General features: G+C 74.0%; 18 protein-coding genes. 4 read left to right on the top strand and 14 right to left on the bottom strand.

Features of this window, described 5'->3' with window-relative positions:
* Window positions 1–76: 76 nt before the first annotated feature.
* From ACFXOZ_RS21170 to ACFXOZ_RS21180, 3 genes are all read right to left on the bottom strand, one after another.
* Window positions 77–520 (bottom strand): heme-binding protein, encoded by a 444-nt coding sequence (locus ACFXOZ_RS21170; protein ID WP_380592000.1) that lies wholly within the window; start codon window positions 518–520, stop codon window positions 77–79.
* Window positions 521–609: 89 nt separating this feature from the next.
* The gene (locus tag ACFXOZ_RS21175; protein WP_380592002.1) at window positions 610–930 is read right to left on the bottom strand and encodes an NIPSNAP family protein; all 321 of its coding nucleotides are present in this window, start codon (window positions 928–930) and stop codon (window positions 610–612) included.
* 30 nt (window positions 931–960) lie between these two features.
* Window positions 961–1,929, bottom strand: a complete 969-nt coding sequence (locus ACFXOZ_RS21180; RefSeq protein WP_380592004.1) for an NADP-dependent oxidoreductase — start codon at window positions 1,927–1,929, stop codon at window positions 961–963.
* A gap of 139 nt (window positions 1,930–2,068) precedes the next feature.
* On the opposite strand from ACFXOZ_RS21180, the gene ACFXOZ_RS21185 reads away from it, so the two are divergent.
* Window positions 2,069–2,446: a winged helix-turn-helix transcriptional regulator gene (locus tag ACFXOZ_RS21185; protein ID WP_380592006.1), complete on the top strand. Its 378-nt coding sequence runs from the start codon at window positions 2,069–2,071 to the stop codon at window positions 2,444–2,446.
* A gap of 13 nt (window positions 2,447–2,459) precedes the next feature.
* Here the strand turns inward: ACFXOZ_RS21185 and ACFXOZ_RS21190 are convergent, their stop codons facing one another.
* Window positions 2,460–3,476 carry a helix-turn-helix domain-containing protein gene (locus ACFXOZ_RS21190; protein WP_380592008.1) on the bottom strand — a complete coding sequence of 339 codons (1,017 nt, stop codon included), beginning with the start codon at window positions 3,474–3,476 and terminating at the stop codon, window positions 2,460–2,462.
* A gap of 285 nt (window positions 3,477–3,761) precedes the next feature.
* Here ACFXOZ_RS21190 and ACFXOZ_RS21195 point away from each other — a divergent pair, with 285 nt between their 5' ends.
* Complete coding sequence (locus tag ACFXOZ_RS21195; protein ID WP_380592010.1) at window positions 3,762–4,547, top strand: SDR family NAD(P)-dependent oxidoreductase; 786 nt, start codon at window positions 3,762–3,764, stop codon at window positions 4,545–4,547.
* 156 nt (window positions 4,548–4,703) lie between these two features.
* Here the strand turns inward: ACFXOZ_RS21195 and ACFXOZ_RS21200 are convergent, their stop codons facing one another.
* Window positions 4,704–5,582, bottom strand: coding sequence for an SDR family NAD(P)-dependent oxidoreductase (locus ACFXOZ_RS21200; protein WP_380592012.1), 879 nt, complete (start codon window positions 5,580–5,582; stop codon window positions 4,704–4,706).
* A 119-nt stretch (window positions 5,583–5,701) separates the two neighbouring features.
* On the opposite strand from ACFXOZ_RS21200, the gene ACFXOZ_RS21205 reads away from it, so the two are divergent.
* Window positions 5,702–6,277, top strand: a complete 576-nt coding sequence (locus ACFXOZ_RS21205) for a TetR/AcrR family transcriptional regulator (RefSeq protein WP_380592014.1) — start codon at window positions 5,702–5,704, stop codon at window positions 6,275–6,277.
* A gap of 195 nt (window positions 6,278–6,472) precedes the next feature.
* On the opposite strand, the gene ACFXOZ_RS21210 is transcribed toward ACFXOZ_RS21205, so the two are convergent.
* From ACFXOZ_RS21210 to ACFXOZ_RS21250, 9 genes are read right to left on the bottom strand one after another with little or no spacing between them, the layout of a single operon-like run.
* Window positions 6,473–7,702, bottom strand: coding sequence for an MFS transporter (locus ACFXOZ_RS21210; RefSeq protein WP_380592016.1), 1,230 nt, complete (start codon window positions 7,700–7,702; stop codon window positions 6,473–6,475).
* A gap of 26 nt (window positions 7,703–7,728) precedes the next feature.
* Window positions 7,729–8,490, bottom strand: a complete 762-nt coding sequence (locus tag ACFXOZ_RS21215; RefSeq protein ID WP_380592018.1) for an SDR family NAD(P)-dependent oxidoreductase — start codon at window positions 8,488–8,490, stop codon at window positions 7,729–7,731.
* Window positions 8,487–8,729 carry an acyl carrier protein gene (locus tag ACFXOZ_RS21220; protein WP_380523299.1) on the bottom strand — a complete coding sequence of 81 codons (243 nt, stop codon included), beginning with the start codon at window positions 8,727–8,729 and terminating at the stop codon, window positions 8,487–8,489. Before ACFXOZ_RS21220 ends, ACFXOZ_RS21215 begins: the two co-directional genes overlap by 4 nt.
* 38 nt (window positions 8,730–8,767) lie before the next feature.
* Window positions 8,768–10,015 (bottom strand): aminotransferase class I/II-fold pyridoxal phosphate-dependent enzyme, encoded by a 1,248-nt coding sequence (locus tag ACFXOZ_RS21225; protein ID WP_380592020.1) that lies wholly within the window; start codon window positions 10,013–10,015, stop codon window positions 8,768–8,770.
* Window positions 10,012–12,126, bottom strand: a complete 2,115-nt coding sequence (locus tag ACFXOZ_RS21230; RefSeq protein WP_380592022.1) for a condensation domain-containing protein — start codon at window positions 12,124–12,126, stop codon at window positions 10,012–10,014. Before ACFXOZ_RS21230 ends, ACFXOZ_RS21225 begins: the two co-directional genes overlap by 4 nt.
* A 9-nt stretch (window positions 12,127–12,135) precedes the next feature.
* The gene (gene fabF, locus ACFXOZ_RS21235) at window positions 12,136–13,413 is read right to left on the bottom strand and encodes a beta-ketoacyl-ACP synthase II (protein WP_380531719.1); all 1,278 of its coding nucleotides are present in this window, start codon (window positions 13,411–13,413) and stop codon (window positions 12,136–12,138) included.
* A complete protein-coding gene (locus ACFXOZ_RS21240; protein WP_380531722.1) occupies window positions 13,410–15,104 on the bottom strand; it encodes a thiamine pyrophosphate-binding protein in 1,695 nt (564 codons plus the stop codon). Before ACFXOZ_RS21240 ends, fabF begins: the two co-directional genes overlap by 4 nt.
* A gap of 5 nt (window positions 15,105–15,109) precedes the next feature.
* Window positions 15,110–17,803, bottom strand: coding sequence for an aldehyde dehydrogenase family protein (locus tag ACFXOZ_RS21245; RefSeq protein ID WP_380592024.1), 2,694 nt, complete (start codon window positions 17,801–17,803; stop codon window positions 15,110–15,112).
* On the bottom strand, window positions 17,782–18,477 hold the full coding sequence (locus ACFXOZ_RS21250) for a hypothetical protein (protein WP_380592026.1): 696 nt from the start codon (window positions 18,475–18,477) through the stop codon (window positions 17,782–17,784). Before ACFXOZ_RS21250 ends, ACFXOZ_RS21245 begins: the two co-directional genes overlap by 22 nt.
* 421 nt (window positions 18,478–18,898) lie before the next feature.
* On the opposite strand from ACFXOZ_RS21250, the gene ACFXOZ_RS21255 reads away from it, so the two are divergent.
* Entirely contained in the window at window positions 18,899–26,464 is a 7,566-nt protein-coding gene (locus ACFXOZ_RS21255; protein WP_380592028.1) for a LamG-like jellyroll fold domain-containing protein, read from the top strand.
* Window positions 26,465–26,508 lie beyond the last annotated feature (44 nt).

Below are 26,508 nucleotides of genomic sequence, written 5' to 3' on the forward strand. Positions count from 1 at the left end.
CTTGCCCGCCTTGCTGTCTGACGAATCGTCAGTCGTCGTTCAGGGCCTCGGGATCGCCCGGGCGGGCGGCGGCACGTCAGACGGGCAGTTCGAACCCGAGGGCGCTCAGCGCCTCCTCGGCGGCCTGCTGGTCCTGCTGGTAGCTGCCGCCGGAGACCCCCAGGCCCCCGACGCACCGGCCGTCGTCGGTGATCGGGTAGCCGCCGCCGACCGCCATCAGGCGCGGGTGGCCGGCCAGCGGTGCGACCTGCGGGTCGGCCAGGTAGCCGTTCCACACGTGGGTCGGGGTGTGGAACGAGGCCGCGGTCCAGGCCTTGTCGAGGGCGACCTCGGCGGTGAGGAACGGCGCGCCGTCGGCGCGGTCGAAGGCCAGCAGGTGGCCGCCCTGGTCGGTGACGGCGACGGCCGCCGTGAAGCCGATCCGGGCGGCGGCCGCGTGCACGGCCGCGATGAGCGCGCCGGCGGCCGCCTGCGTGATTGAGCCGGTCGGGGCCGACTTCTGCAGAAGGTCAGTGGTCATGAACAGTCTCCAGGTGGTGCCGAGCGGTCGGCCAGTGGGCCGGTGGAGCGGTAGGCCGGTGGGTCGGTGGCCCGGTGATCGCGGCCCGGTCAGCGCAGCGGTGAGGCCGGGGTGGGGGTGACGCGGGTGACGACGGACTTCTCAGTGATCAGCAGGCCGTGGACCACCGGGCCGATCTCCTCCGTCCAGCGCTCGCTGCCGTACACCGCCGCGTGGGCGGCCTCGGCGTGGGCCTCGTCCTCGAAGCGCCGGATCCAGACGTAGCCGTCCTCGTCCTCGTCGTCGGTGAAGGAGGCGGTCACATCCATGCCCAGGGAGGCCTGGAACGGGATGACCACGTCCTCCATGTAGCGCACCCACTCGTCCCGGCGCCCGGGCCGGGCCTGGTAGCGGCGGATCTCGTAGTACACGGTCTCACTCCAACTTCGGTGCGGGGAAGGTCAGTCGGTGACGGTCAGGACGAGCTTGCCGCGGGTGCGGCCGGCCTCGCCGCGGGTGTGGGCCTCGGCGACACGTTCCAGCGGGTAGGTGGCCTCGACCTCGACGGTCACCTCGCCGGCGTCGATCAGCCCGGCGATCTCCGTCAGCGCGGCGCCGTCCGGCTCGACCAGGAACGGGGTGACGCGCACGCCCGCGACCTCGGCCGCGACGGCCAGCTCCGGGGAGACGCCGGCCGGGACGGTGACCAGCAGGCCGCCGGGGCGCAGGACCTTCAGGGAACGGGTGCTGCTGTCGTCGTGGGCGTCGCCCACCAGCTCGATGACGACGTCGACGTCGCCGACGACCTCCTCGAAGCGGGTGGTCGTGTAGTCGACGGTCTCGTCCGCGCCGAGCTCCTTGAGCCAGGGGTGGCGGGCGGCGCTGGCGGTGGCGATCACGTGGGCGCCCAGGTGGCGGGCGAACTGGACGGCGAAGTGGCCGACCCCGCCGGCCCCGGCGGTGACCAGGACCCGCTGTCCGGCCGTGACGCGGGCGGTGTCGACGACGGCCTGCCAGGCGGTCAGCGCGGCGAGCGGCACGGCGGCGGCGCGCACGTGGTCGATCGTGGCCGGCTTGCGGGCCCACTGGCGGGCCGGGGCGGTGACGTACTCGGAGTAGCCGTTGGCGACGCGCGGGAACCACGGCATGCCGTAGACCTCGTCGCCCACCTTCAGGGTGGTCACGCCGAAGCCGACCTCCTCCACCACGCCGGACACGTCCCAGCCGAGGGTGAACGGCGGCTCGCCGAGCAGGCCGGCCATGCCGGAGCCGGCCCGGGTCTTCCAGTCCACCGGATTGATGCCGGCGGCGTGCACCCGCACCAGCACCTCGGTGGGCAGCGGCGCTGGGCGCGGCACCCGCTCGACCCGCAGCACCTCCGGGCCACCGAAAGCGTCCTGGACCACCGTGCGCATCATGTCTGCGGACATGCGTCATCTCCTGAAAGTGCTCTCTGCGGAGGGCCGTTGGCGGCCCTCCCTCGACGTCGATGAAGCTATCCCGATGGATATAGTTACCTTCAAGGTCTACTACTTCCCGTTGGGAAGTGACCCGGTGAGGAGAGTGAGCATGACGACCACCTGCAGCAGCGGCCAGCACGCGCACCACGACGTCTACGCCGCCCAGTGCCCCTGCCGGAGCCTGCTCGACCTGTTGGCCAACAAGTGGTCCGCCCTGGCCATCGGCGCCCTCGAGGACGGCCCGCAGCGCTTCGGCGAACTCCAGCGCAAGCTCCAGGGGGTCAGCCCCAAGGTCCTCACCCAGGCGCTCCGCCGCCTGGAGGACTACGGCATCCTCGACCGCACCGTCTACCCCGCCGTACCGCTGCACGTCGAGTACTCCCTCACCCCGCTCGGCCGGAGCGCCGCGATCCCGCTCAACGCCCTCCGCGCGTGGGTCGAGGACAGCATCGACCACGCGCACCGCCCCGAGCCCGTCACGTCGTAGCGGGGCACACCTGTCAGCTGCCGTCGTTCTCGTTCGCGGAGAACTCGCCGGGGTCGCCCTCGCGGGCCGGCTTCCCCGCTGCTCGGGCGAACTCGGTCGGTGTCAGGCCGTACTGCCGCTTGAAGGCGCGGATGAAGTGGCTGCTGTCGGCGAACTGCCAGCGGGCGGCGAGTTCGGAGACAGCGGGACGGCCCTGTGGCGCGGCGAGTTCACGTCGGGCGAGTTCGAGTCGACGACGCCGGACGTACCCGGCGACGGTCTCGTCGGTCGCCCCGAAGGCGCGGTGCAGCGTCCGGACGGAGACGTTGAGTTCGCGCGCGAGCAGCGTGGGGGAGAGTTCCGGGTCGGTGAGGCGGGCGTCCGCCAGGTTCCGGGCCGCGCGGGCCAGGGCGGGTGCCAACTGGGGCTCGGCGGCATCGGCTTGCTGCCGCAGCACTGCTCCGGCCAGTTCGATCAGGGCACGGTGGGCGGACTGCGCACCGGAGGCCGTGAGGTCGGCGAGGTTCTGGCGGACCACGTCCGTGTGGGCCAGGAGCAAGCGCATCTCGGCGGAGTGGGCGGAGGCGGCGATCAGCCGGTCGCCGATCAGCGGCCCGAGGTCGTCGGCCGGAAGGATCAGCACTTTCGCCGCCGCGCTCCGCGCTGCCTCGAACGTCACCGGACCGGCGCGTTGGGCCATGAAGCCTCCTGCCGGTACGGCGATCTCACCGTCGCGTCGCCGAGCGAAGTTCCAACTGCCGTGCCGCACCACGTGCATCAGTACCAGGTCGTCGCAGTGGTCGGGAACGTCGTTGGTGCCGATCAGGGACCGGCTCTCCACCTCCGCGATCACGGAATCGTGCACCCTGACCGCGCGTGCGCTGATCCGGAAGTCACCGGTGGCGCCCGGCGTGAACCGGGGGGCCGGATACTCGGTGCCGACCTGTGCTTCCCAACCGTCCCGGAAGCGGGCGAATCCCTGGTCCGGGGCGGCCGACGTGGTCACGTCCGCGGTGAAGGCACCACTGGTCCGCGGAGCGTTCGTCGCCATCGGGGCTGCCTCGCTGGTGTCGTGGCGCCGGTGTTCCGTCGGAACGGCGCCGGGATCCAAGCGTAGGGGACAGCCCGCCCCCTGGCCCGGGCCGGCAGGCCCGGGTGTGGGTCGAGGCTGCCCACAGGTGGCCGTCGAGGCCGCGTCGCTCCGGCGGGGCTCTCCGGCACCGAGGTTCCACATGCGTGGCACGGAGGTTCAAGTCCAGGCGCCGTCGGCTCTCCTAGGCTTCCGGTAGGGGCGCGGGTCGCATCCGACGGGACGCCCGGGACGAGGGGAGAGCACGTGATCCACCGTGATTCCGGCCGGGTGGCCGTCATCACCGGTGCCGGTACGGGCATCGGAGCCGCGACCGCGGTCCGGTTCGCCGTCGACGGATACACCGTGGTGCTCGTGGGCCGCACCGAGGCGACCCTGCGCCGGACCGCCCAGCAGGGGCCGGACGGCGCCGACATGCACCCCTGGGTCGCGGACGTCCGTGACCTCGCCGCCGTCACCGCGGCCGTCAACGGCGTGGCCGAGCGGTTCGGACGCCTGGACGTGCTGGTCAACAACGCCGGCACGGCGATCCCGGGCACGGTCGACCGGACCGACCCGGAGGACTACCGGAGCATGATGCGCACCAACGTCGACGGCGCCTTCCACGCCTCGCGCGCCGCGCTGCCCCATCTGCGGACGGTGCGTGGCTGCATCGTCAACGTCGGGTCCGTGGCCGGGCTGCGCGGTGAATGGAACCAGGCCGCCTACAACATGACCAAGGCCGCGCTGGTCGGGCTGACCAACTCGATGGCGCTGGACCACGGCAGGGAGATCCGGGTCAACGCCGTCCACCCGGGTGTGACGCTGAGCAGGCCGGCCCTGCGCGACGCCCTGGCCGGGGGCAGCCCGCTGCACGGGCGGTTCGTCGACCGCGTGCCCATGGGCCGGGCGGCTGAGCCGGCCGAGGTGGCCGCCGTCGTCGCGTTCCTCGCCGGCCCCGACGCCGCGTACCTCAACGGCGTGCACATCCCCGTCGACGGAGGCCTGACCGCGTCGAACGGCCAGGCCGATCTGTACCGGACCGACGGCTGACGTCGCCGCGGACGAGCGAAGCACCGCGCACCGTCGCAGCCCGCCCCTGAAGCGGGAGGCGGAGGCCGAACTGCCGCCTCCACCTTCCTCCTCGGCATGCGCCCGCGGTCGCGCGGATCGGTGCACCCGGGCCCGGCTGGGCTCTGCCGGTTTCGGTCACCCAGCGGTGAGCGGGGCGAGGCGTCGGCTGAGGCGGTGGACGGCCTCGGCGGTGCGGGGGTCGGTGGCGGCGGGGAAGGGCGCGACCGGCTGTGCCCGGGGGCCGATGACGACGCCGGTCCGGCCGGCCAGCGAGGCGTCGGTCGCGGCGAAGATCGAAGGCTTGGCCGCCACGGAGGCCGGGCCCGAGGTCGAGCGCTCGAACTTCCGCCGGACGAGCGGCCAGAGCAGGCGCAGGCCGGGGGAGACGATCTTGGGGTCGTGCAGGGTGCCGTTGGTCATGTCGGTGGCGGCGCCGCCGGGGTCTGCGGCGAAGACCGAGACGCCCGTGCCGTCGAGTCGGCCGGCCAGGTCGAGCGTGTAGGCGAGGTTGGCGAGTTTGGCGCGGCCGTACCAGTGGAAGCCGTAGTACCCGCCGGGCGGCTCGACGGCGTCGAAGGTCCGCTTGGCGACTCCGACCGCGCCCGAGGTCACGTTCACGATCCGGCTCGGCGCGCCGGACTGCAGCGAGGGCATCAGCAGTTCGGTCAGCAGGTACGGCGAGAGGTGGTTGAGGGCGAAGCTCGCCTCGATCCCGTCGACCGAGTCCCGCCGGTCCGCGAACATCGCGCCGACGTTGTTGACCAGGACGGTCAGCGGGCCCTCGGTGGTGATCCGCTCGGCGAGTGAGCGGACCGCGTCGAGCGAGGCGAGGTCGGCGGCCACGAACCGGGCGGGATGCGCCGGTGCCGTGGCGTTGATCCGTTCCACCGCACGGGCGCCGCGCTCGGCGTTGCGGCCGACCACGGTGACCGCCAGGCCGGCCGCGGCCAGTCCCAGGGCCGTCTCCCCGCCGATGCCGGCGGTTCCCGCTGTGACCAGCGCTGTCCTCCGCATGGCACACCCCTTCCAGCTGTACGAATATGCGGATGGCTTATCCGCTTGCTTCACCGTAGCAGATGTGGATGGGCTATCCGTTTATCGATTCGGATGAGCCATCCAGTTAGACTGCTCCGATGACGACCCCACCTCTGCGCAAGGACGCCGCCCGCAACTGGGAGCAGATCGTCGCCGTGGCCCGTGATCTGGTGGACGCGGGTGTGCCCCTGCAGCTCAACGACGTCGCCCGCCGCGTCGGCATGGGCGTCGGTACCGTCTACCGGCACTTCCCGACCACCGAGGCGCTCCTGGAGACCGTCGCCACCCGCAGCCTGGAGCTGCTCGTCGCCCACGGCGAGCAGGCGCTGGACGACGACGATCCCTGGCGCGCCCTGGCCGGCTTCCTGGCCCGCACCATCGAGGCGCAGGTCACCGACGCCTCGCTGTCCGCGGTCACCGCGGCGCCCACGGACGCCTTGCCGTACACCACCGAACTGAAGCGGACCCTGTGGTCGGTCGGTGGGCGGCTGCTCGACCGGGCCCGTGCTGCGGGAGTCGTGCGGGCCGACCTGACCTCCGCCGACCTGGTCCCGCTGATGTGCGGCATCGCCTACGCCGCGACCGTCCACGGCAGCGTGGGCGATGCCGTCGCGCGCACCGACACCGCCCAGCGCTATCTGACCGCTCTCCTGGAGGGTCTCCACACCGGCTGACCCGGGGCCGAGGAGGCGGGCGAAGTGGAGCCCGTAGTAGACGGGCACCGCCCGGTACAGGTGCGGTCCCGAGGAGGTCGCGCAGCCGACCGGGGCGAGCGACGCCGGTGTGCAGTGGCTGAACTTCGGCAACAACGGGCTGGTCTACGGTCAGGACGCGCGGGGGAACCGCGTCCCCGACCGCGGATGCCGCCGTCAGCGCAGGGAGCGGACCGCCGGGCTGGTGGCGACCAGGGCGGCGCAGGCGAGGACGGCGGTGCCGGAGGTCAGGAACAGGGTGGTCGTGCCGTACGGGAGCAGGGCGCCGGCCAGGACGTAGGAGAACGGGTCGAACGCCACCGTGGCCAGGACGACGAGGCTGAGCACCCGGCCCAACAGGTGCTCGGGCACCCGCTCCTGGAGGGTGGACACCACGACCACGCCGAGGAAGCCGGAGCCGAGGCCGATGAGCGAGGCCACGGCCGTCGCGGTGAGGACCTGGGTGACGGCGGCGAGGCCGACCATGCCCGCGCCGATCGCGGCGACGCCGCCGACCACGGTCCGGCCGCGCCGGGCGGGCGGTCGCCGGCCGGCCGCCAGGGAGCCGGCCAGCGAGCCGGCGCCGAAGCCGGAGAGCACGATGCCCAGGGCGCCCGCGCCGCCGAGGCGTTGGTCGGCGAGGACGGCGCCGCCCACCAGGACGGGGCCGACGACCGCGAGGTTGATCAGGGCGATGGCCGCGAGCATGCCCCGGACCACGGGCTCGCGCCAGGCGTACCCCAGCCCGGTGGTGAGGGCGCGCAGGTTGCCGGGCTGCTCGCCGCCGTCGCCCTTGTCGTCGCGGTCGCCGGTGCGCCGGACCACCCGGGCGAGGGTGCTGAAAGCGGCGGCGGCCAGGGCGGCCATCGCCGTGATCCCGCCGAGCGTGGCGGGGAAGCCGGCCGCGGCGATGCAGCCGGCGGCCACCGCCGGGCCGACCAGGTCGCCGCCCGACTCCGCGCCCTGCACCAGCCCGTTGACCCGGGCGAGCTGCTCGGTCGGCACGACGGCGGGCAGCAGTGCCAGCGCCGCGGGGAAGTACGCGGCGTCGGCGGCGCCGAGCAGGCCGCCGAGCAGCGCGACGGTGGTCAGCGACGGCGCGGCGAAGGTGACCAGGGCGCCGAGGGTGAGCAGCACGGCGACCCGGAGCCAGGCGGCGGCGGCCACCACCCGGTCGGGGCCGAGGCGGTCGACCAGTACTCCGGCGGGCGGCAGCAGCACCGCCCGGGGCAGGGCCACGGCCACCAGGACGAACCCGGTGGCGAGGCCGGGCTGCGCCAGGTCGAGCACGTAGAGGGTCAGCCACACGATGAACAGCGCGTCGGTCACGGCCGCCAGGCCCTGGCCGACGACCAGGCACCGCAGGTGCGACCGGCCGAGCCGGCCGTGGCGCTCGCCGATCGTCACTCTCCGCTCCTCCGTGGTCGGGACGGTCAGGCGATGTGGGTACCGCCGTCGACGGTCAGGGTGGTGCCGGTGACGTAGGACGACGCGTCGGAGACGAGGAAGACCAGTGCGGCGGCGAGTTCCTCGGGCCGCCCGAGGCGGCCGGAGAGCACCCGGGGCAGCACCGCCTCCAGGTAGCCCTCGGCGTAGCCGTCGGTCATCGGGGAGGGGAACAGGCCGGGGGCGAGGGCGTTGACCCGGATGCCCCGGCCGGGGGTCCACTGCTGGGCGAGGTCGCGGGTGAGCCCGAGAAGCCCGGCCTTGGAGGCCGAGTAGGCGGCCTGCGGCAGGCCGCCGGTGACCAGGGCCAGGATGCTGGAGACGTTGACGACGGCACTGCCGGGCCGCATCACCGCGCCGGCGGCCTGGGCCATCCAGTAGGCGCCGTTGAGGTTGGTGTCGACGACCTCGCGGAACTGCTCCGGGGTCTCCTCCTCCGCAGGTCGTTCGCCGCTGATCCCGGCGTTGTTGACGAGGATGTCCAGCCGCCCGAAGGCCCGTACGGCGGCGGTCACCAGCGCGCGGCAGTCGGCCGGTTCGGTGACGTCGGTCCGTACGGCGAGGGCCCGGCGGCCGAGCCGCTCGACGGTCGCGCGCACGGCCTCCAGGCGTTCGGCGCGCCGGGCGGCGAGCACGAGGTCGGCACCGGCCTCGGCCAGCGCGGTCGCGAAGGCCACGCCCAGGCCGGAGGAGGCGCCGGTGACCACGGCGACGCGGCCGTCCAGCCGGAAGCGGTCGAGGACGCTCACCGGCGCCCGGCGACGTAGTCCACCGCGTCGCCGACTGTCCGCAGGTCCTTGACCCGGTCGTCGGGGATCTTCACCTCGAACCGGTCCTCGACCGCCACCGCGATCTCCATCATGGCCAGGGAGTCGACGTCGAGGTCGTCGGCGAAGGAGGTCTCGGCGCTCACGTCGGCGGAGTCGACGCCGAGGACCTCCTCGATGATCTCGGCGATGGCGTCCAGGATGTCGTGGTCGTTCGTCACGGGTTCCTCCGGAGGGTGACGGGGGTGCCAGGGGGCGGTCAGACGCCGAGGCGGCGGCGGTAGTCGACGAGGGTGCGCAGGAAGCCGTCCACCTGCTCCTCGGTGTGGCCCGCGTGCGGGAACAGGCGCAGCAGCGCCTGGTTGCGGGTGACCGCCGGGTAGGAGAAGACGGGCACGAGGTAGCCGTCCTCGACGAACCACTCCCGCATCTGCAGGGCGGCGGCGTCGTTCCCGATGGGCACCGAGAGCATGTACGACTCGGTGGGCGTCGTCGCCGTGCCGGCCTCGTGCATCCGGCGGCGCAGGCGGGCGGCATGGGCCAGGTAGTCGTCGACGATCCGGGGATCGGCGGCCAGGGCGGCGATCGTGCGGTCGGCCGCGTGGGCGGTCGGCGGCTGGATGGCGGCCGTGAACATCGAGGTGCCGGAGAGGAGTTCGAAGGCGTCGACGGCCGCCGCCGGACCGGCGATGGCGCCGCCCTCCAGCCCGATGGCCTTCGACAGCGACACCATGACGAAGTCGGCCCGTTCCCGGATCGCGGCCGCCTCCCGGGCGTAGGGGCGGTGCTCCGGCCCGTAGACCATGAAGCCGTTCGCGTCGTCGATCATGCTGACGGCGCCGTGCCGGTCGCACTCGTCGAGGATCTCCACGATCGGCCCCATCGTGCCGTCGGCCGAGTAGATGCTCTCGGCGATGACCACCGTCTTGCGGGCGCGGACCCGGCGCAGGATCCGGGCCAGGTCGGCGACGTCGTTGTGCCGGAAGGCGTGCACGTGGCGGCCGTAGTCGAGCCCCTGGAGGCCCTTCCAGATGCTCCAGTGGACGTCCCGGTCGACCACGAAGACGGTGTCGTGGTTGCGGACCTCGATCCCGTCGTCGAAGTGCGCGGAACTGCTCATGGCGTGGACGAACCCGATGTTGGCCAGCAGTCCGGTGGCGAAACTGATGGCGCGTTCCTTGCCGGTGTGGCGGGCGATCGTCTCTTCCAGCACCTGGTGCGGGCGGCAGATCCCCTGGGTCATCCGGGAGCCGCTGGTGCTCAGCCCGTGGGCCAGCGCCCCCTCGGCGAAGTGGCGCCGCACCGGGAGGTGGCGCTCCAGGTCGAGGAAGCTGATGCTGGCGAAGTTCACCAGCTCGCGGCCGTTGCGGACGACGGTCGGCCCGACCGGGCCGTCCACCACCGGCGGGCGGTACGCCGTGTCGTGGGTGTTGGCCTCGACGAAGGCGGCGAAGGCCCACGGGGCCAGGCGGTCCGCGGGCGGTGCGGTGCTGCGGGGCGCGGTCATGGTGAGGTCCCTCCTGCACGGTGGGCGCGGGGCGGCAGGGGTGGTGGCGGTGCTGCTGGTGTTGCTGCTGGTGCGGGCTGTGCGGGCTGTGCGGGCAGTCCGGGCGGTGCGGGCGGTGCGGGCTCCAGGGCGGCGGCGAGGTGGCCGAGCGAGGCCGTTCCGGCCAGTTCGTCCGACGCGATCCCGGTGAGGCCGGACCGGCGGAGCAGCGCCAGCAGACGGGGGACGGCGACCAGGGTGACGCCGTGGTCGGCCAGACAGCGGTTCAGGTCCACGGTGTCCGGGCTGTCGGGTCCGCCTGGTCCGCCGGGGCCACCAGGTGCGGCGGCGGTGGCGACGGCGGCGGCCAGCGCCCGTTCGGCGGCCGTGCCGGGCGGGCGGCGCGGGACCCGCAGCGCTTCGGCGCGGGTCGTGGTGGTGGCGCCGGGCCCGGCCGGGGAGAGTACGTAGCGGCCCGGGGCCAGCAGGCCCGGAACCTCGTCGAGGTGGTCCAGCACGTGGCGGTGCAGGTCCTCCGGGGTGACGCCGGGGGCGGTGCGGGCCCGGGCGACGAGGTGCGGCTCCTCGTCCGCCCCCGTCACCTCCCCGCCGGGCGCCACCGTCACGTCGAGCACCCCGGGGCAGTCGCGCAGCACCGCCGCGACCGCGGCCGGGCGCACCCAGCCCTGCGGGGCGCGCCACCACCCGGGGGCGGCCGGTGCGGTCGGGCGCGCCGGGACGGGGCACTCGGCGCCGTCGGCCGCCGCGCGCAGCAGGGCGCACAGCCGGACGGGCAGGGCGGCGGCCTGCCCGGCGTCGAGCAGGTGGTCCCCGACGGTGACGTCGAGGGTGACGGCCCCCGCGTCGAGGGCGAGGTCGACGTAGAGCGTGTCGCAGGGCTCGTCGGGCGCGCTGCGGAGCCAGCCGTCGCCCGACCCGTCCGGCGCGGTGCCCGGCACCGGCACCGGCGCCGGTGCCGGGGCCGGGACCGGGGGGTCGAGGTACCCCGGGACCAGGTACCCCGGGACGAGGTAACCGCGCGGCCAGGAGTAGCAGTTGTACTCGATGGTGGGCACCGTCCTGACCCCGCGGCGACGGTCCGTCCGCGCCTGGGCGGCGACCAGTTCGGCAGGCCGCCAGTGGCCGTACCGGTAGGCCGTCGCGGAGGCGGCGGCGACCGAGGCGACCACCTCGCCGAAGGCCGCGCCCGGACGCAGGTCGATCTGCACCGGGACGGTCAGGGCCCGGACCCCGATGCTGCCCCGCACGGCGGCCCGGGCCCGGTTGGAGACCACCACCGAGGCGAGGAAGCGGAGTTCGCCGGTACGCGCGGCGACGTCGTGGGCCAGCGCCGCGAGCACGACGACCTCGGGGCTGACCAGGTGGCGCCGGGCGATGTGGCGCAGGTGCCGGTAGGCGCTCACCGAGCGGTGCTGGAGTCGGTGGCGCCCGGTGCCGTCCGGGGACCCGCCGAACGGGGCCAGAACCCCGGTGGGGTTGTCCGCGAGGCGCGTCAGCCACTCCCGCTCCGCCGCGCGGGCCCGCTCCGGCGTCTGGGTGGCGAGCGCGTCGAGCGGCTGCGAGGCCGTCCCCAACGGTGCCGCCGTGCCGCGCAGTTGATCGTGCAGCTGGTCGAGCAGCACGGCCAGCCCCCACCCGTCGATCAGCACGTGGTGGGCGGCGATCAGCACCGCCCGCGGCTGCCCCGCCGTCAGCAGCACCCGGGCGAGCCAGGGCGGGTTCCGCTCGGGGTCGATCGGGCGGGCGGCCAGGGCCGCGGTGGCGGCCTCCAGGGTGGCGGCGTCGACCACCGGCACGTCCAGGTGGTCGACCGGCAGCGGCGCCCAGTGCGCGCGGTGCACGTGCTGGACCGGGCACAGCGGATCGACGGTGGTGCGCAGCGCCTCGTGCCGGGCGGTCAGGGCGGCGAGCGCCGCGTGGACGTCGGCGAGGGAGGCCGACGGCGGGACGTGGCAGTGGTCGGCGAGCGGCGTCGGGTTCACCCGCCGCGCCGGGGGCACGGTGCGCTCGAACCAGTGCCACTCCTGGACCCAGGTCAGCGGCCCGCTGCGGGTGACGGTGCCGGCGCCGGTCGCGGTGCCGGCGGTGGCGGTCTCCGGACGGCGGTGCACGGCCGGCCCTCAGACCGCTCGGACCACGAGGGCGGCATTGTGGCCCCCGAAACCGAAGGAGTTGCTGAGCGCGATCCGCAGGCGCTCGTGGTGCTGCGCCCGGTGCGGCACGAAGTTGATCTCCGGGTCGATCGGCTCGTCGCAGTTGACGGTGGGCGGGACGTCGCCCGTGCGCAGGACCTGGATCGACGCCACCAGCTCGACGGCCCCGGCGGCACCGATCATGTGCCCGGTCATCGACTTGGTGGAGCTGACCGGGATTCGGGTGACCCGCTCGCCCAGCACCCGGCGCAGCACCGCCGTCTCGGTGGCGTCGTTCAGCAGCGTTCCGGTGCCGTGCGCGTTGACGTAGTCCACGTCCGCCCCGGTGATCCCCGCGTCGCGCAGTGCCGCCTCGACGGCGAGGCACGCTCCCCGCCCCTGCGGGTGGGGCGCGGTCCAGTGGTGGGCGTCCGAACTCGCCCCGTAGCCCGCGAGTTCGGCCAGCGCCGTGGCGCCCCGACGCTCGGCCGTCCCGGCGGCCTCCAGGACCAGCACGGCGGCTCCCTCGCTCATCACGAACCCGTCGCGGTGCGCGTCGAACGGCCGGCAGGCCGCCGTCGGGTCGTCGTTGCGCCGGGACAGCGCGCGGGCGTTGCCGCTGCCCGCGAGGTCGACGGCGGTGACACAGGCGTCCGCGCCGCCGGCCAGCACGACGTCGGCCTCGCCGGTGGCGATCATGCGCATCCCGGCGCCGACCGCGTCCGCGCCGCTGGCGCACGCCGTGCTCTGGGCCCGGCTCGGTCCCCAGGCCCCGATGCGCATGCTGATCTCCCCGGCGGCGCTGTCCATGGCGGTCGTGACCTGGGCGAACGGGCTGATCGCCCGCGGCCCCCGGGCGCGCAGGGTGTCGGCGGCCCGGTAGATCGACCCGACCGGGCCGTAGCCGCTGCCGATGACCACGGCGACCCTCGGCGCCAGGCCGTCGTCGACGACCAGCCCGGCGTGCCCGCACGCCTCCAGCGCCGCGGCCAGGGCGTACTGGGCGTACGGGTCGGTGCGACGGCGGACCGCCGGCGGCATGTAACGGTCGGGTACGAAGCCGCGGACCTGCCCGCCGATCCGGACGTCCAGACCGGTCACGTCGATCGCGTCCACGGCGGCGATGCCGCTGCGCCCGGCCAGCATCGCCGTCCAGGTCTCCCCGGCGCTGTGGCCGAGCGGGGTCACCGCCCCGTACCCGGTGACGACCACCCGGCGCCGGTACCGGCCGTACCCGGCGTCAACCCGCGCTCCGGTGCCGGTCATTGGGGCACCGCCCCGGCGTCGCGGACGGCCGGGAGGACGTCGTCGGGGGAGACCGGCACCAGGAGCACGGCGGTGCCGCCCCGGGCGCAGAACCGGCGTGCGGTGCGGAGTTCGGCGGTGAGCGCGGCCTTGTCGCGCAGCACCCGGCAGTGGACGTCCGGCCCGTCCACGGCGGGCGGCGGCGAGCCCGGGCGGGTGAAGGCATGGTGTTCGGCGTCGAGGCCGAGGCGGGCGCGCTGGGCGTCCAGCCAGCCGTAGCCGCCGTTGCACAGCACCACGTACAGCACGCCGCCGTGGCTGCGGGCGGTGGCGGCGATGTCCGCGCGGGCCGCGAGGAAGGCGCCGTCCCCGACGAACGCGGTGACCTCGTGGTCCGGGGCGGCCCGCTTGACCCCGATGGCCGCGGCCGCGCCGAAGCCCAGCGGGGTCTGCTCCGAGGGCACCACGGACCCGCCGCCGACCCGGAAGGGGAAGCCGTAGGACCACATGTCCTGCAGCCCGTTCTCCTGGACCAGCACGCGGGGCCCGTCGGCGGTGGCGTCGAGCGCGGCGAGCAGCTCGGCCACGCGGATTCCTGGCAGGGTCGCCGCCCGCGCCAACTCGGCCGCCGCGTCCAGCTCCAGGGCCTTGCGGGCGGCGGCGATGTCGTCCGCCCAGAGGCCGACGGCCTCCGCGCGCCCGACCCCGCCGTCCTGCTCCAGTGCCCGGGTCCAGCCGAGCACGGCATGCCGGGCGTCGCCGAGCACGCGCGGGCCCGGGAACTCCGCCGACAGCCCGGCCGGATCCAGATTGACCTGGACCACCGGGACCGGCGGCCACGGCTCCCCGCCCTCGACGACCGTCTCCTCCAGCCGGCCGGCGAGCGACACCACCAGGTCGCAGGAGGCCCACAACTCCCTTGCGGGGCGCCCGGCGTAGAGGCCCGCCACGCCGCAGAACAGCGGGTGGTGCTCGTCCACGGCGCCCCGGCCGGAGGCGGTGGTGAACAGCGCCGCGCCGAGGCGGTCGGCGAAGCGCTCGACCGCGCCGCCGCCGTTGCGGTGCCGCATCCCGCCGCCCACCAGCAGCACCGGACGCCGGCTCGCGCGCAGTGCCGCCAGGGCCGGGCCCGGCGCCGTCCGGGGGAGCGGCTCGGCGTCGAACAGCGGTTCCGGCAGGCTCGGCCGCGCTCCGGGGACGAGCACCTCGGCCGTGCGGACGTCGTCGGGTACCTCCAGGTACACCGGCCCGGCCGGCGGCCCCACGGCCCGGGTCAGGGCCGTCACCGTCGCGGGGACGACCCGGTCCGGGTGCCCCACCCGGTGCGCCCAGCGGACCAGCGGCGCCGTCACGGCGACCTGGTCGAGTTCCTGGAACCCGCCACTGCCCCGGCGGCGTTCGGGCGTGCCGGCGGCGAGCACCAGCACGGGCGCGCCGGACTCGCGCGCCTCCAGCAGCCCGGTGGCCGCGTGGGTGACGGCCGGGCCCTTGCCCAGCGCGCAGACCGCGAGCCGACCCGACTGCAGCGCGTACCCGGTGGCCATGTACATCGCGTTGCGCTGGTCGCGGCACGGGACGAGGTCCAGGCCGGCGGCGTCGAGGGCGCGCAGCAGCTCCAGGTCGTCGCCGGGCAGTCCGAAGCAGGTGTCCACCCCGTGCGCCACCAGCAGCTCGACGATCGCCGACCAGGCGTCCGGGTGCCGCCGGTCCACCCGGCTCACTCCCCGACCGCCGTGACGGGGGCCGCTGGGGCGGGGACGGCTGGGGCGGGGAAGGCCGTCGGGAGGACCCGCGCCACGGCCTGCGACATCAGCAGCGGCTCGGCGCGCCGTTCGCCGCCGTAGGAGAGGTAGTTGGCGCGCAGCCCGAAGCCGCCGAACGGACGGTTGCCGTCCTCGGCGTCGAGCAGGGTGTGGTTGACGCAGGTGCGGTGACGCCTGGTCAGGACCTCCACCGTCGCCGGATCGTTCCCGTACACCATCGCGCCCAGTGCGCGCTCGCCGAAGTAGGGGCTCGCCAGCCGTTCGCGCAGCAGCCTCGCGCTGGGGTAGGCCACCACGTTGAACACCGGGGCGAACATCTCCTCCAGCGGGAGCTTGTCGTCGAAACCCCAGAGCAGCACGGTCGGTTCGACCTTGCGGGACGGCAGGTCGATGCGCCCGCCGTGCCGGATGCGGCGGGCGTGCCGCACCAGGTAGTCCGAGCAGTCGATCAGCGCCGAGTCGTAGAAGAGCGGGCCGTAGTCGGCGGCCGGGTCGCCGTTCGGACCGAAGCGCAGGGACGCGAGCTCGGCGGACAGCCGGTCGACGAACTCCTCGGTGCGGCCCTTCGGGGCGAACACGACGTCGGGACCGAAGCAGTCCTGGCCCGAATTGTAGAGCCGGATCCGCATGACGTCGTGCACGGCGAGTGCGAGATCGGCGTCGGGCGCGATCACGAAGGGGTTGATGCCGTGGCCGAAGAAGAGGAACAGCTGGTCCTCCGCCAGGCCTTCCCGAATGGTCTCGGCATTGGCGTAGTCACCGGTGAAGACGATCAGGTCGGCCTCCCGCACCGGTCCCGTCACGAACTTGCGCTGGCTGAGCCCGGAAAGGGTGATCGGCAGGCCGTGGACCGGTGCCAGCAGATCGTGCAGGCGCTGCATCTGGCCCCGGATTTCGGAGGACGGCCGGAAGGTTATTCTCTCGCTGTAGAGGGACGCCACCAGCATGTAGAGCGCATAGGAATAGAGCGGGATGTTGGAGGGCGTGAAGACCGCCGCCCGGGGCACGTGGCCGGGCCGGACGCGGCGGACCTCCTGTTCCGCGCCGTCGAGGGCGGCGAGGAAGGAGCGGATCTCGGTGGTGGCGGTGCGGTGGGGCGAGACCTCGGTGAGGATCCGCAGCACCGCGTCCTCGTGGTCGGCCACGTACCGGCGTACCGCGCGCAGAGCGTCGACCCGGTCGGGGAAGGGGATGCGGTAGTTGTCCGGGGTGGTGGGCGGGGCCGTGGTGTCGGCGGTCGTCCGGTGCGACGCGGGCAGCGAGGTCATGGCGATCTTCTCCAGAACGGCCCGGTCGGGCTTTCCCGTGTTGGTGAGCGGCAGCGAGGGAAGCACCACGACCTGGTCGGGCTGCTCGTAGCGGGCCAGCAGCGGACGCAACAGCCCTTTCCAGTGGGCGGGTTGGTGGCCGTCCGGGTCCTCGACCACGAACACCAGGCGGCAGCCCAGGCGGGCGTCGGGCACGGCGACGACCTCCGTCCGCGCCCCGGCCGCCCCGGCCCGCTCGGCGAGGTGGTCGGGGTAGAGCGTGTGCCCCTCCCGGTGCACGGCGTGCTTGCGCCCGATCGGGAAGACCCGGCCGGCGTCGTCGAGCAGCCCGATGTCCCCGGTGCGGTGCACCGCACCCGGGACCGGGACGATCTCGCCGTCCTCGCCGAGCAGACCCGTCATCAGGCCCGCGCTGCGGACCACGAGCTCGCCGAGCCGACCGCAGGGGAGCGGCCTGCCGTGGTCGTCGTGGACCTCGACGACCACCCCCGGCAGCGGGGTGCCGCAGCCGACCGGATCGGCGGGCGGCGCCAGCGCGACGTTCCCCAGCTCCGTCGCCCCGTAGCCGTCGAGCAGGTGCCGGCCCGTACGGGCGTGGAAGCGGGCCGCCAGGCTGCGGCCCAGCGGCGCGCCGCCCACGCACCAGGCCCGTACCGTCCCCAGCGCGCCCACCAGCGCGGGGCGGCGGTCGAGCAGGTTGAGCAGGCTGTAGTAGGTCGACGGGGCCGCGTCCACGACGGTGAGGCCGTGCTCCAGGCCGACCGCGAGCGCGTGGTCCAGACGCGTGCTCGGCCCGTAGACCACCAGCGTGCCCCCGCCCAGCCACCAGCAGAGCACCAGCGAGAGACCGTACTGGTGCGAGTACGGCAGCACGGGCAGGAAGACGTCGTCGGGCCGGTAGCCCATGCGGTCCGCGCTGAGCGCGAGGTTGTCCAGGATCGACCGGCCGGAGCGCACGATGCCCTTGGGGCTGCCCGTCGTGCCCGAGGACCACGAGATCGCGGCATCCCGCCGCCGGGCCCAGCCCGCGGGATCGGGCTCGGCCGCCGGCGCAGTCACCGTCGCCGCACCGCTTCGCGGCGCCGCCGCCTCGACCGCGCCGTCGCCGAGGTCGAGCACCACCCGGGCCAGCTGCCGGATCCGGGCCCGCTGGGCGGGGGTGGCCCGGTGATCGGCCAGCACCACCGAGGCGTCGAGGTGGACGAGCGCGAGCAGCACGACGACCCATTCCGGCGAATTGGCCCCGCTCATCATCACCCGCGAGCCGGGCCGGACATTTCGACGGGCCAGGAGTTCGGTGGCACCGAATACCCGGGCCAGGATTTCCTCGGTCTCCCAGATGCGCCCCTCGGGCGATATCAAACGCCTGGAAATGGGCAACTCGTGCTCCTCGGTACCAGGTGGTTGAAAGCGACTATCGCATACCCGGAGAACGGTGTCGAGGGCCACTCTGAAACCCGTGGCATGTGCGGGGAATCTGAATACCCGAGTGACGAAAGGGATATGTGGAGATTCGATTCTCCAGTGTGGGAATGATTCCAGTCATTTCCCTTTTCTGGATTCTTCGCCACGCGTTCGCCAGGGTTCCGACCCGGGGTCGAGTTCGAGGCCGGTGTCGGGACCGGTGCCGGGTCTGGGGTCAGGGCCGGGCTGTCGGCGGGGACCGTCCACTCGGATGGGCGGCACAGGTTCGGCGGGCAATAGGGCGCGTGTCGGCCGAGGTTGGCGTCGAGAGGGTCGGCGCCGAGCGGGGTGAGGGCGTGCCGCACGGTGCGTCCCCGCCGGGTGGTCGCCACCAGTCCGGCCGCACGCAGCGCCGCCGCGTGCGCCGAGGCCGCCAGGGGCCTGATGCCCAGGCGCCCGGCCATCCGCTCGTAGCGGGCGAGGTCGTTGCGGATGGCGTCGTCGCCGGTGGCGGTGATGTCGTCCAGCTCGTCGTTCAGCCGTTGACAGTGCCCGAGGACGTCCGCGCCGAGGAAGTCCGGCATCCCCTCGCTGCTCGCGTTGACCAGGTCGATGAACGGCGCGGCCTTCGCCGGTGCCTGCGCCCGCACCCGGCGCCACCGTCGTTCCCGGGTGCTCGATGCGCCGACGTAGCGACCCTGCGAGGCCCCGACGGCCCCAGCGGCAGGTGGTCTACCGGAGAACTGCTGAACCGGGTCCGCGCCACGTCCCGCACGCCGAGAACGCGCTCGATCACGTCGTTCACCTCGCGCCCGACCAGCCGTGGGGGACGGGTCTTCCCCACTTCGGCCCCGGTCGCAGCCGGTTCTGCGGACTCCGGTTCGCGCGTGGCGCCCGGGGTAGGGGCGGACGGTGCCGCGGGTGTGGGGGTCGGCGGGTGGCCGGATCGCCGGGGTGCGGCGGCGGGAAAGTGACTTGATCGATCGTCACATTCAGTGAAAGCGTGGACGCGTTCTGTGGTGATCGCGTGGCCGTCGGTAGCCCTACGGCCACCGGACGTGAGGTGGCGGCTTGACGGAGCAGCAGCACTTGGCGAAGGTCTACGGCGACCGGGCCTACGTGCACACGACGACGGTGCGGCACCAGGGGAGCACGGTCGCGTTCGCGATGGACGACCAACGGCGCCTCGTCTACAGCGTCCTGGACCTGTCCCGGCACGACGAGGCGAAGGGCGAGGCCGACGCGGCCTACTGGTCGGAGGACCCGCTGACGCTGCGCTTCCCGGCCGAGGTGGCCCGGGTCGGCTACGCGGTGGCGGGCTCGGTGCGGATGCCGGTGGTCAAGCGCGGAGGCCGGGTGGAGGCGGACGCGGCGGAGCGGCTGGAGGAGCAGGAGCTGGACCGGTTCCTGTCCAGCACCGCCCGGCTCGGCGCCGCCGCCCCCTTCCACGTCGTCTCCGACGGCACCCACGTCTACGTGCTGCGCCAGTCGGTGCGGGCCGACCACCCGGACGCGGTGTTCCGGCTCGCCGACGGCACCGGCTCCTCCGGCGACCCCGCCCGCACGGACTACCTGGCCACGGAGGGCGGGCGCAAGGTCGCGGTGGTCGACGCGACCCTGTTGTGCGACCGCTTCGTGCTGGCCGGCGGCGAGTTGAAGCCGGTGCTGGAGGTCCGCTACCGCCGGAGCCGGCACAAGGGCCGCCCGGACTCCGCCAAGGACAGCCTCGGCACCCAGGACATGGAGGGGCGGCCGTTCGTCGAGCCGACCCAGGAGCTGTCCTTCGTCCGCAACCTCTCCGAGGGCCGCTTCGCCGCCCTGCTGGTACCCACCGCCGTGCACGGCCGGGAGCGCTGGCAGGTCTTCGCCCACAACGACGCCACCGGCCGGATCGACGCCTTCAGCGTCCAACGCAGCCGGGACGGCCTCTTCGACACCCGGGGCACCCAGGCCTGGACCAGCCCCGACCCGCGCCACCGGAACGCCGTCTACGAGAGCGCGCCCGGCACCTGCCCGTTCACCGGCCGTCCGCTGGTCCCCGCCGAGGACGGGGGCGGCCGGGCGGGGACGGCGCTGCGCTTCGACGGCGTCGACGACCTGGCCGAACTGCCGAGCAGCGCCCTCGACCTGGCCGACTCCGACTTCACCGTGGAGTTCTGGGCCCGGCGCACCGCCACCGGCGGCCGTGAGGACTTCCTGATCGGCCACGGCGCCTCCAGCGGCGTCCGGCTGCGCACCTTGCACATCGGCTTCCGCCCGGACGACACCTTCACCTTCGCCTTCTTCCACGACGACCTGGACATCCCGCAGCGCACCACCGACACCGACTGGCACCACTGGGCCTGCGTCTTCACCCGGGACACCCACGAGCAGGTCGTCTACCGCGACGGCGTCGAAGTCGGCCGCCGCACCACGGACATGCCGTACGCCGGCCTCGGCGGCCTCACCCTGGGACGCGGTGCCCGCTCCTTCGGCCGCGGAGAGCTGGACGAGGTGCGGATCTGGCTCCGCCCGCGCGGCGGCGCGGAGATCGCCGCCGACCGCGGCCGCCGGCTGATCGGCAACGAACCCGGGCTGGCCGTCTACTACCGCTTCGACGAGGGCTCCGGCACCACCCTGCACGACCAGACCGACCACGCCCGGCACGCCGCGCTGAGCGGCGGCCCCGCCTGGGTCACCTCGGACGCCCCCGTCGGCGAGGACTCCGGGGTGAGCCGCAGCAGCTTCGCCTTCACCGGGCGCCGGGTGGTCTCCGGCCTGTCCGCGCTGCTGCACCACCAGCAGGAGGCCGCGCCCGCCGGCTACGACCAGGCGTCCAAGCCGGTCAAGCGCCAGGCCAGGGTGCTGCTCGCCTGCACCACCGGCGGGCCCGACCCGGTGACCGGCCGGGCCACCGACGAGGCCTACGTCGCCACCGTGGACCTCGGCGTGGGCCGGGACGGCCGGCTGGCCCAGGTGCCGGAGGAGCTGGCGCTGCCGGTGCTGGCCGCGCCGGAGTCCAGCGGGACGGTCGACGCGGCCGGGGAGGTGGACGCCCAGGTGGCGAAACTGGCCCGGGACGTCGCCGCCACCGAGGCCGAGATCACCCGACTCCAGCTGGAGACCGCCGAGATCCCCGACGTCGAGCGCCAACGCGCCGAGGTGCGCGCCGAGTTGGAGAGCGACTACTCCTACTGGCGCTACCGGCTGCGGTTCAAGCTGCAGAAGGACGGCAAGGACCAGTACCTCGCGGTGCAGGGCGACCGCAAGGACAGCCTCGCCCCGCTGGTGCGCACCGCCGACCGGCAGGCCGCGTCCACGGTCTGGACCTTCGAGCCGACCGGCACCACGATCAACGGCTTCGCCTGCTGCTTCGTCAAGAACGTCAACTCCGGACTCGACATGAACGTCGACAACCGGCGGACCGGCAACGACATCCCCCTGATCCAGTACCGCCGGGAGGCCGACAACGCCGCCACCCACTTCGCGCTCGACGGCTGGAACGGCTACAGCCTGGTGGCCCGGCACAGCCACCAGCTGGTCGCGGCCCGGGACAGCCAGGGCGACCGCATCGTCCAGTACGACTACGCGACGGCGAAAGACTCCGGCGAGGGCGTCCTCATCCTGGAGCGGATCGACAACTCGCTGAAGTCCAACCCCACCACCGACCGGCTCAGCCGGCAGATCTCCGAGCTCACCGAGCGCCTGGAGCTCCTCGGCACCAAGCAGGACCGGCTCGCCCAGCAGCGCCGCGCCCTGACCGCCCAGCAGGCCGCTCTCGCCGCCAAGCAGGAGGAACTGGGCCGACTCACCGGCGGCGTGCGCGGATCCGACGACATCGCCCTGCCGGTGCCGCAGCTGACCGTCGACCGCACCGGCCTGAGCGGCTCCGGCGCGCTGCTGGGCTTCGCCCGCGCCGCCGACCGCCCTTTCCTGCTGGACAGCGCCACCGGCAACGTCGTGCTCTACTTCCGGGGCTCCAACGGCCAGTTCTTCGCCGCCTACTACGACAGCCAGGTGCTGCGCTCCTCCCGGCAGCTGGCCGCCGGCGCGCGGACGGTCTCCTTCACGGCCCGGGACGCGGGCACCGACCTCACCGGGACCGGGATCACCGTCGAGGCCGGGGACGGCCCGACGCAGGTCACCCTCACCATCCGGCACGACGGGCAGACCGAGAAGTGGTCGCACCTGCCCCGCCGGGCCGAGGACTTCGCCGCCGTGGTCAACGGCGCGGCCGAGCAGCCCGTCACGATCGGCTCGGTCCTGCGGATCGACGGCGACGTGGTGCAGTTCACCGAGGGCACCCTCGCCCCGCTGGCCGGCCCCGGCTTCGTGACCGTCGGCGGCCACGGCTTCCGCTTCGAGGGCAGCCACCCCGCCGGGTCGAAGTCGCTGCGCCTCGGCGCGGGTGCGGAGCCGGCCCTGCTGAAGCCCGGGATGAGCGTGCAGCGGGTGCGCTACGACCACCGCTGGTCCGAGTCCTCGCAGCCCGGCAGCACCCTCGCCGAGGGCTCCCGGCTGATCACCGTCGACCCCGGGGGCCTGGCCGAACTGCCCCTGGGCAGTGCGGACGGCCTGGCGCGCGGCCACGGCGGGCGCTGGCGGGCCGACATGCCGGGCCGGGCCTACGCCTTCGACGGCAAGGGCCGCTTCCTGGCCCTGCCCGCCGGGCAGCTGCCCCGGGCGGCGACCCCGGGCGACCTCACCCTGGAGACCTGGGTCAACCCGGAGCGGGTCGAGGGTCCGGTGCGGCTGCTGCACGCCAACGCCGGGGACACCCCGTACGGCCTCGGCCTGCTCGGCACCCAGGCGACCTCCGGGCTGGTCTTCGACGGCACGGACGACGCCGCCGTGGTGCCCGACGCCTTCGGCTTCGGCGACGGCGACTTCACGGTGGAGTTCTGGGCCCAGCGCACCAAGGTCGACAGCCGGCCGCACATGGTGCTCGGGCACAGCGGTGCCGAGGGGCGCGCCAACGAGAGCCTGCACATCGGCTTCCGCAAGAACGGCTTCTTCACCTTCGCCTTCTACGGCGACGACCTGGACACCACCAAGCGGTTCTCCGACACCAAGTGGCACCACTGGGCCTGCGTGTTCCAGCGGGAGACCCGCCAGCAGGTGATCTACCTGGACGGGCAGGAGATCGCCCGGCGCACCGCCGACGCCCCGTACCGAGGGCAGGGCCGGCTCTCGCTGGGCACCGTGCTGTGCTGGCCCACCGAGTTCGCCGCCGTCCGGCTGGACGAGGTCCGGCTCTGGTCCAAGGCACGCGGCGGCGAGGAGCTGCGGGCCGGCCAGGGGCGGCGGCTGAGCGGCAACGAGGCGGGGCTGCTCGGCTACTGGACGTACTCGGCGCCCGAACCCGGTGCGCAGGCCGTCCTGACCGACCGCTCCGGGAACAACCGGCACGCCGAACTGCGCGGCATGCCGAAGCCCGTCCCGGCCCGCTCGCCGATCGCCGACGGCGGCCACCGGGTCGTCGGGTACGTCGGCGACCGCCGCGTGGTCAGCCGGGAGACCTTCCCGCTGCGCGAGTGGAGCCACCTCGCCCTGGCCTACCAGCAGTCCTGGGCGGTCGAGTTGACCGGCGACGCCTATCTCGACGTCCCGGACGACGACGCGCTGGACATCGCCGACGACCTGACGCTGGAGGTGTTCGCCCGCGTCGACCGCCTCGGCGAGACCCAGGGCCTGCTCTCCAAGGGCCGCACCGCCGACGGCGTCGGCGGCAGCGTGCCCTACCGGTTGGCCGTCCTGCCGGACGGGCGGCTGGAGTTCGCCTTCGAGGAGCCCGACGGCCGGGCCGTGCGCTTCACCTCCACCGAGGGCGTGAAGGCCGGGCAGTTCCACCGCATCGCCGTGGTCCGCAAGGGCGGCCGCTCGATGCAGGAGCAGAAGGGCACCAGGCAGATCACCGCGACCGGCGCTGACGGCAAGCCGGTCACCCAGAGCGTCGAGCTGGTCGAGTCGCTGGCCGTGCGCGAGTGGCAGGACATCCGCTTCCACCTGGACGGCCGGGAGATCGGTGCCGGCCGCTACGAGGGGGCCGGGCCGCGCGGCAACGACGCGCCGCTGGAGCTCGGCCGGGCCCGCGAGGGCGTCACCGTCCAGCAGCTGGCCGGGGTGCTCGCCGAGGTCCGGATCTGGGGCGCCGCCCGGGACGCCGCCCGGCTCGGCAGCGCCGTCACCGCCCGGGACCGCGGCCTGGTCGCGCACTGGCGCTTCGAGGAGAACGCGGGCAGCACGGCCGCCGACGCCACCGGCTCGCACCCGGCGCGGCTGCGCGGCGCCCGCTGGGTCCGCAACCCCGACCCGCGCGGCAGCGTCTTCCGGCTGTACCGCAACGGCGTCGCCGTGGCCTGCGACCCGGCCGGCACGCCGGGCCTGCCCGACACCGCCGCCTTCGCCGAGAACGGTGACGCCCAGCTGACCCTGGGCGCGGTGCTCAAGCGGGGCAAGCCCGTCGAGGCCTTCGAAGGCGTGCTGGAGGAGGTGCGGATCTGGCGCACCGCCCGCACCCACGAACAGCTGCTGGACAACCTGTTCACCCGGCTCAAGGGTGAGAAGGAGGACCTGGTCGCCTACTGGCCGTTCGACCGGGACTCCACCGAGGCGGGCACCGCCCAGGTCCGCGACGAGGGCCTGCGCGGCAACCACCTGGAGTTCGGCCCGGAGGCCACCCGCCCGCGCACCGTGCTCTCCACCGCCCCGGTCTCCAACGACGCCGCCCAGGTCCGCTCCGCCCTGGCCGGCCTGCGCAACGCGTTCCACCAGAGCGTCTCGGCCGCCCCGGCGGTCGCCGAGTACGCCGACATGCAGTACGGCTCGCGCGGTGAGGCCTTCGGCGTCCTCAAGCGCGCCTACAGCTACCTCCAGGACGGCCGCTGGCACCTGGTCACCGGCTACAAGGTCGGCGAGCTGGTCAGCGAGTGGGTCAGCCAGGTCCAGTTCGACCCCCAGCTGATCGGCTACGTCGAGGGCGCCCCGCCGATCCCCTCGGAGAACCTCACCGCGGGCCTGACCGACCCGGGCAGCGACACCTTCGAGGGCGCCTCCACGGTCAAGCTCACCGAGGCCGAACAGGTCGTCCGCTCGCTGTCCTCCGCCAAGGAGCGCAGCGTGGACGCCGCCTTCGGCTTCGCGCTCTCCCGTGAGGTGGACGTCGACGTCTGGATGATCACCGCGCCGCTGGGATTCGGCATCGCCAAGTCCATCGCCAAGGGCGGGGTCTCGGCGAGCGTGCGGGGCAACCTGGAGTTCTCCAACAGCTGGGCCGAGGACACCTCCGTCTCCCAGGGCGAGAACACCGCCCGGACCACCAAGGTCTCGCTCACCGGCCACTGGGAGGACCCGGGCCGACTGCTCAACCCCACCGCCGGGCGCAGGTACGTGCCGGCCAACACCGGCTTCGCCGTCGTGCAGTCGCAGACCGCCGACGTCTTCGCGCTGCGCCTGGCGCACAGCTGCGCGCTGGTCGCCTACCGCATCCAGCCCAACCCCGACATCCCCAAGGACTGGAACGTCGTCCCGTTCCCGATCAACCCCCGCTACACCAAGCAGGGCACCCTGGACGGCACCGTCGGCTTCGACGAACGCGGCAAGGTCGCCGACCCCGACTACCGGGGCGGCCGGGAACGGGGCGAGTACAGCTACTTCAAGCCCCGCGAGGCGTACGCGCTCAAGCGCCGCATCCAGCGCGACCAGCAGCGCCTGCACAGCTACTACGACAGCGTCTCCACCGAGACCCACGCCCCCGACCCGCTCGCCCAGAAGGCCGGCCGGGTGCTCGGCGGCGCGATCGGCGCGGACGCCGCCCCGGCCCGCGGCCGGGAGAGCGCCGACAGCGCCACCGGACAGGGCTTCTCCCGCCGGGACCTGGTCAACACCTACGTCTGGACGGCCGCCGGCGGCTTCTTCGCCGAGACCACCGAGACCACCGACGTGGTCAGTGAGACCACGGCCGGCTCGTACTCGCTCTCCGGCTCGGTCGGCACCTCGATCGGCACCTCCTTCCAGATCGCGGGCATCGGCATCGGCGCCCAGCTCGACGCCTCCGTCGGCGGCGGGATGACCGCCACCCGGGCCCGCGGCAAGGAGGCCACCCGCTCCTTCGGACTGGAGGTGGAGGTCGCCCCCAGCAGCAACCTCCAGAGCTACGACACCGACCGCAACCCGGTCTTCGACCGGGACGGGAACCCCGTCAAGGTGCCCGGCAAGGTGGACGCCTACCGCTTCCTCAGCTTCTACCTCGGCGAGGACAGCGAGCACTTCGACAGCTTCTTCCACAAGGTCGTCGACCCGGTCTGGCTGGAGAACGGCAACGACCCCAACGCGGCGGCGCTGCGCCAGGCCCGCCAGGCGGACCGCAAGCCGCCGTGCTGGCGGGTGCTGCACCGGGTCACTTTCGTCAGCAGGGTCCTGCCCGACATCCCGCCGGCCGACGCGCCCCCGCTGGAGAAGGCGATGCGGCAGCTGGACGTGGAGAGCAACTACGAACTCGTCCGCCGCCTCGACCCCTACGTGAAGTCCGCCGCCACCGGCCTGCCCGAACTGGCCGAGGCCACCCGGGCGACGCTGGCCCGGGAGTTGCCGGAGCTGCTTCCGCACGCCGCCGACGTGATCGGCTTCCTCGCCCAGTACTACGGCGTGGACGCCTGAGCCCGGTCGGTCCCCCGGGACGGGACCGTCCCGTCCCGGGGGAC

Origin of the sequence: Kitasatospora sp. NPDC059160 (assembly GCF_042755465.1) — a bacterium.
Classification (GTDB): Bacteria; Actinomycetota; Actinomycetes; order Streptomycetales; family Streptomycetaceae; genus Kitasatospora.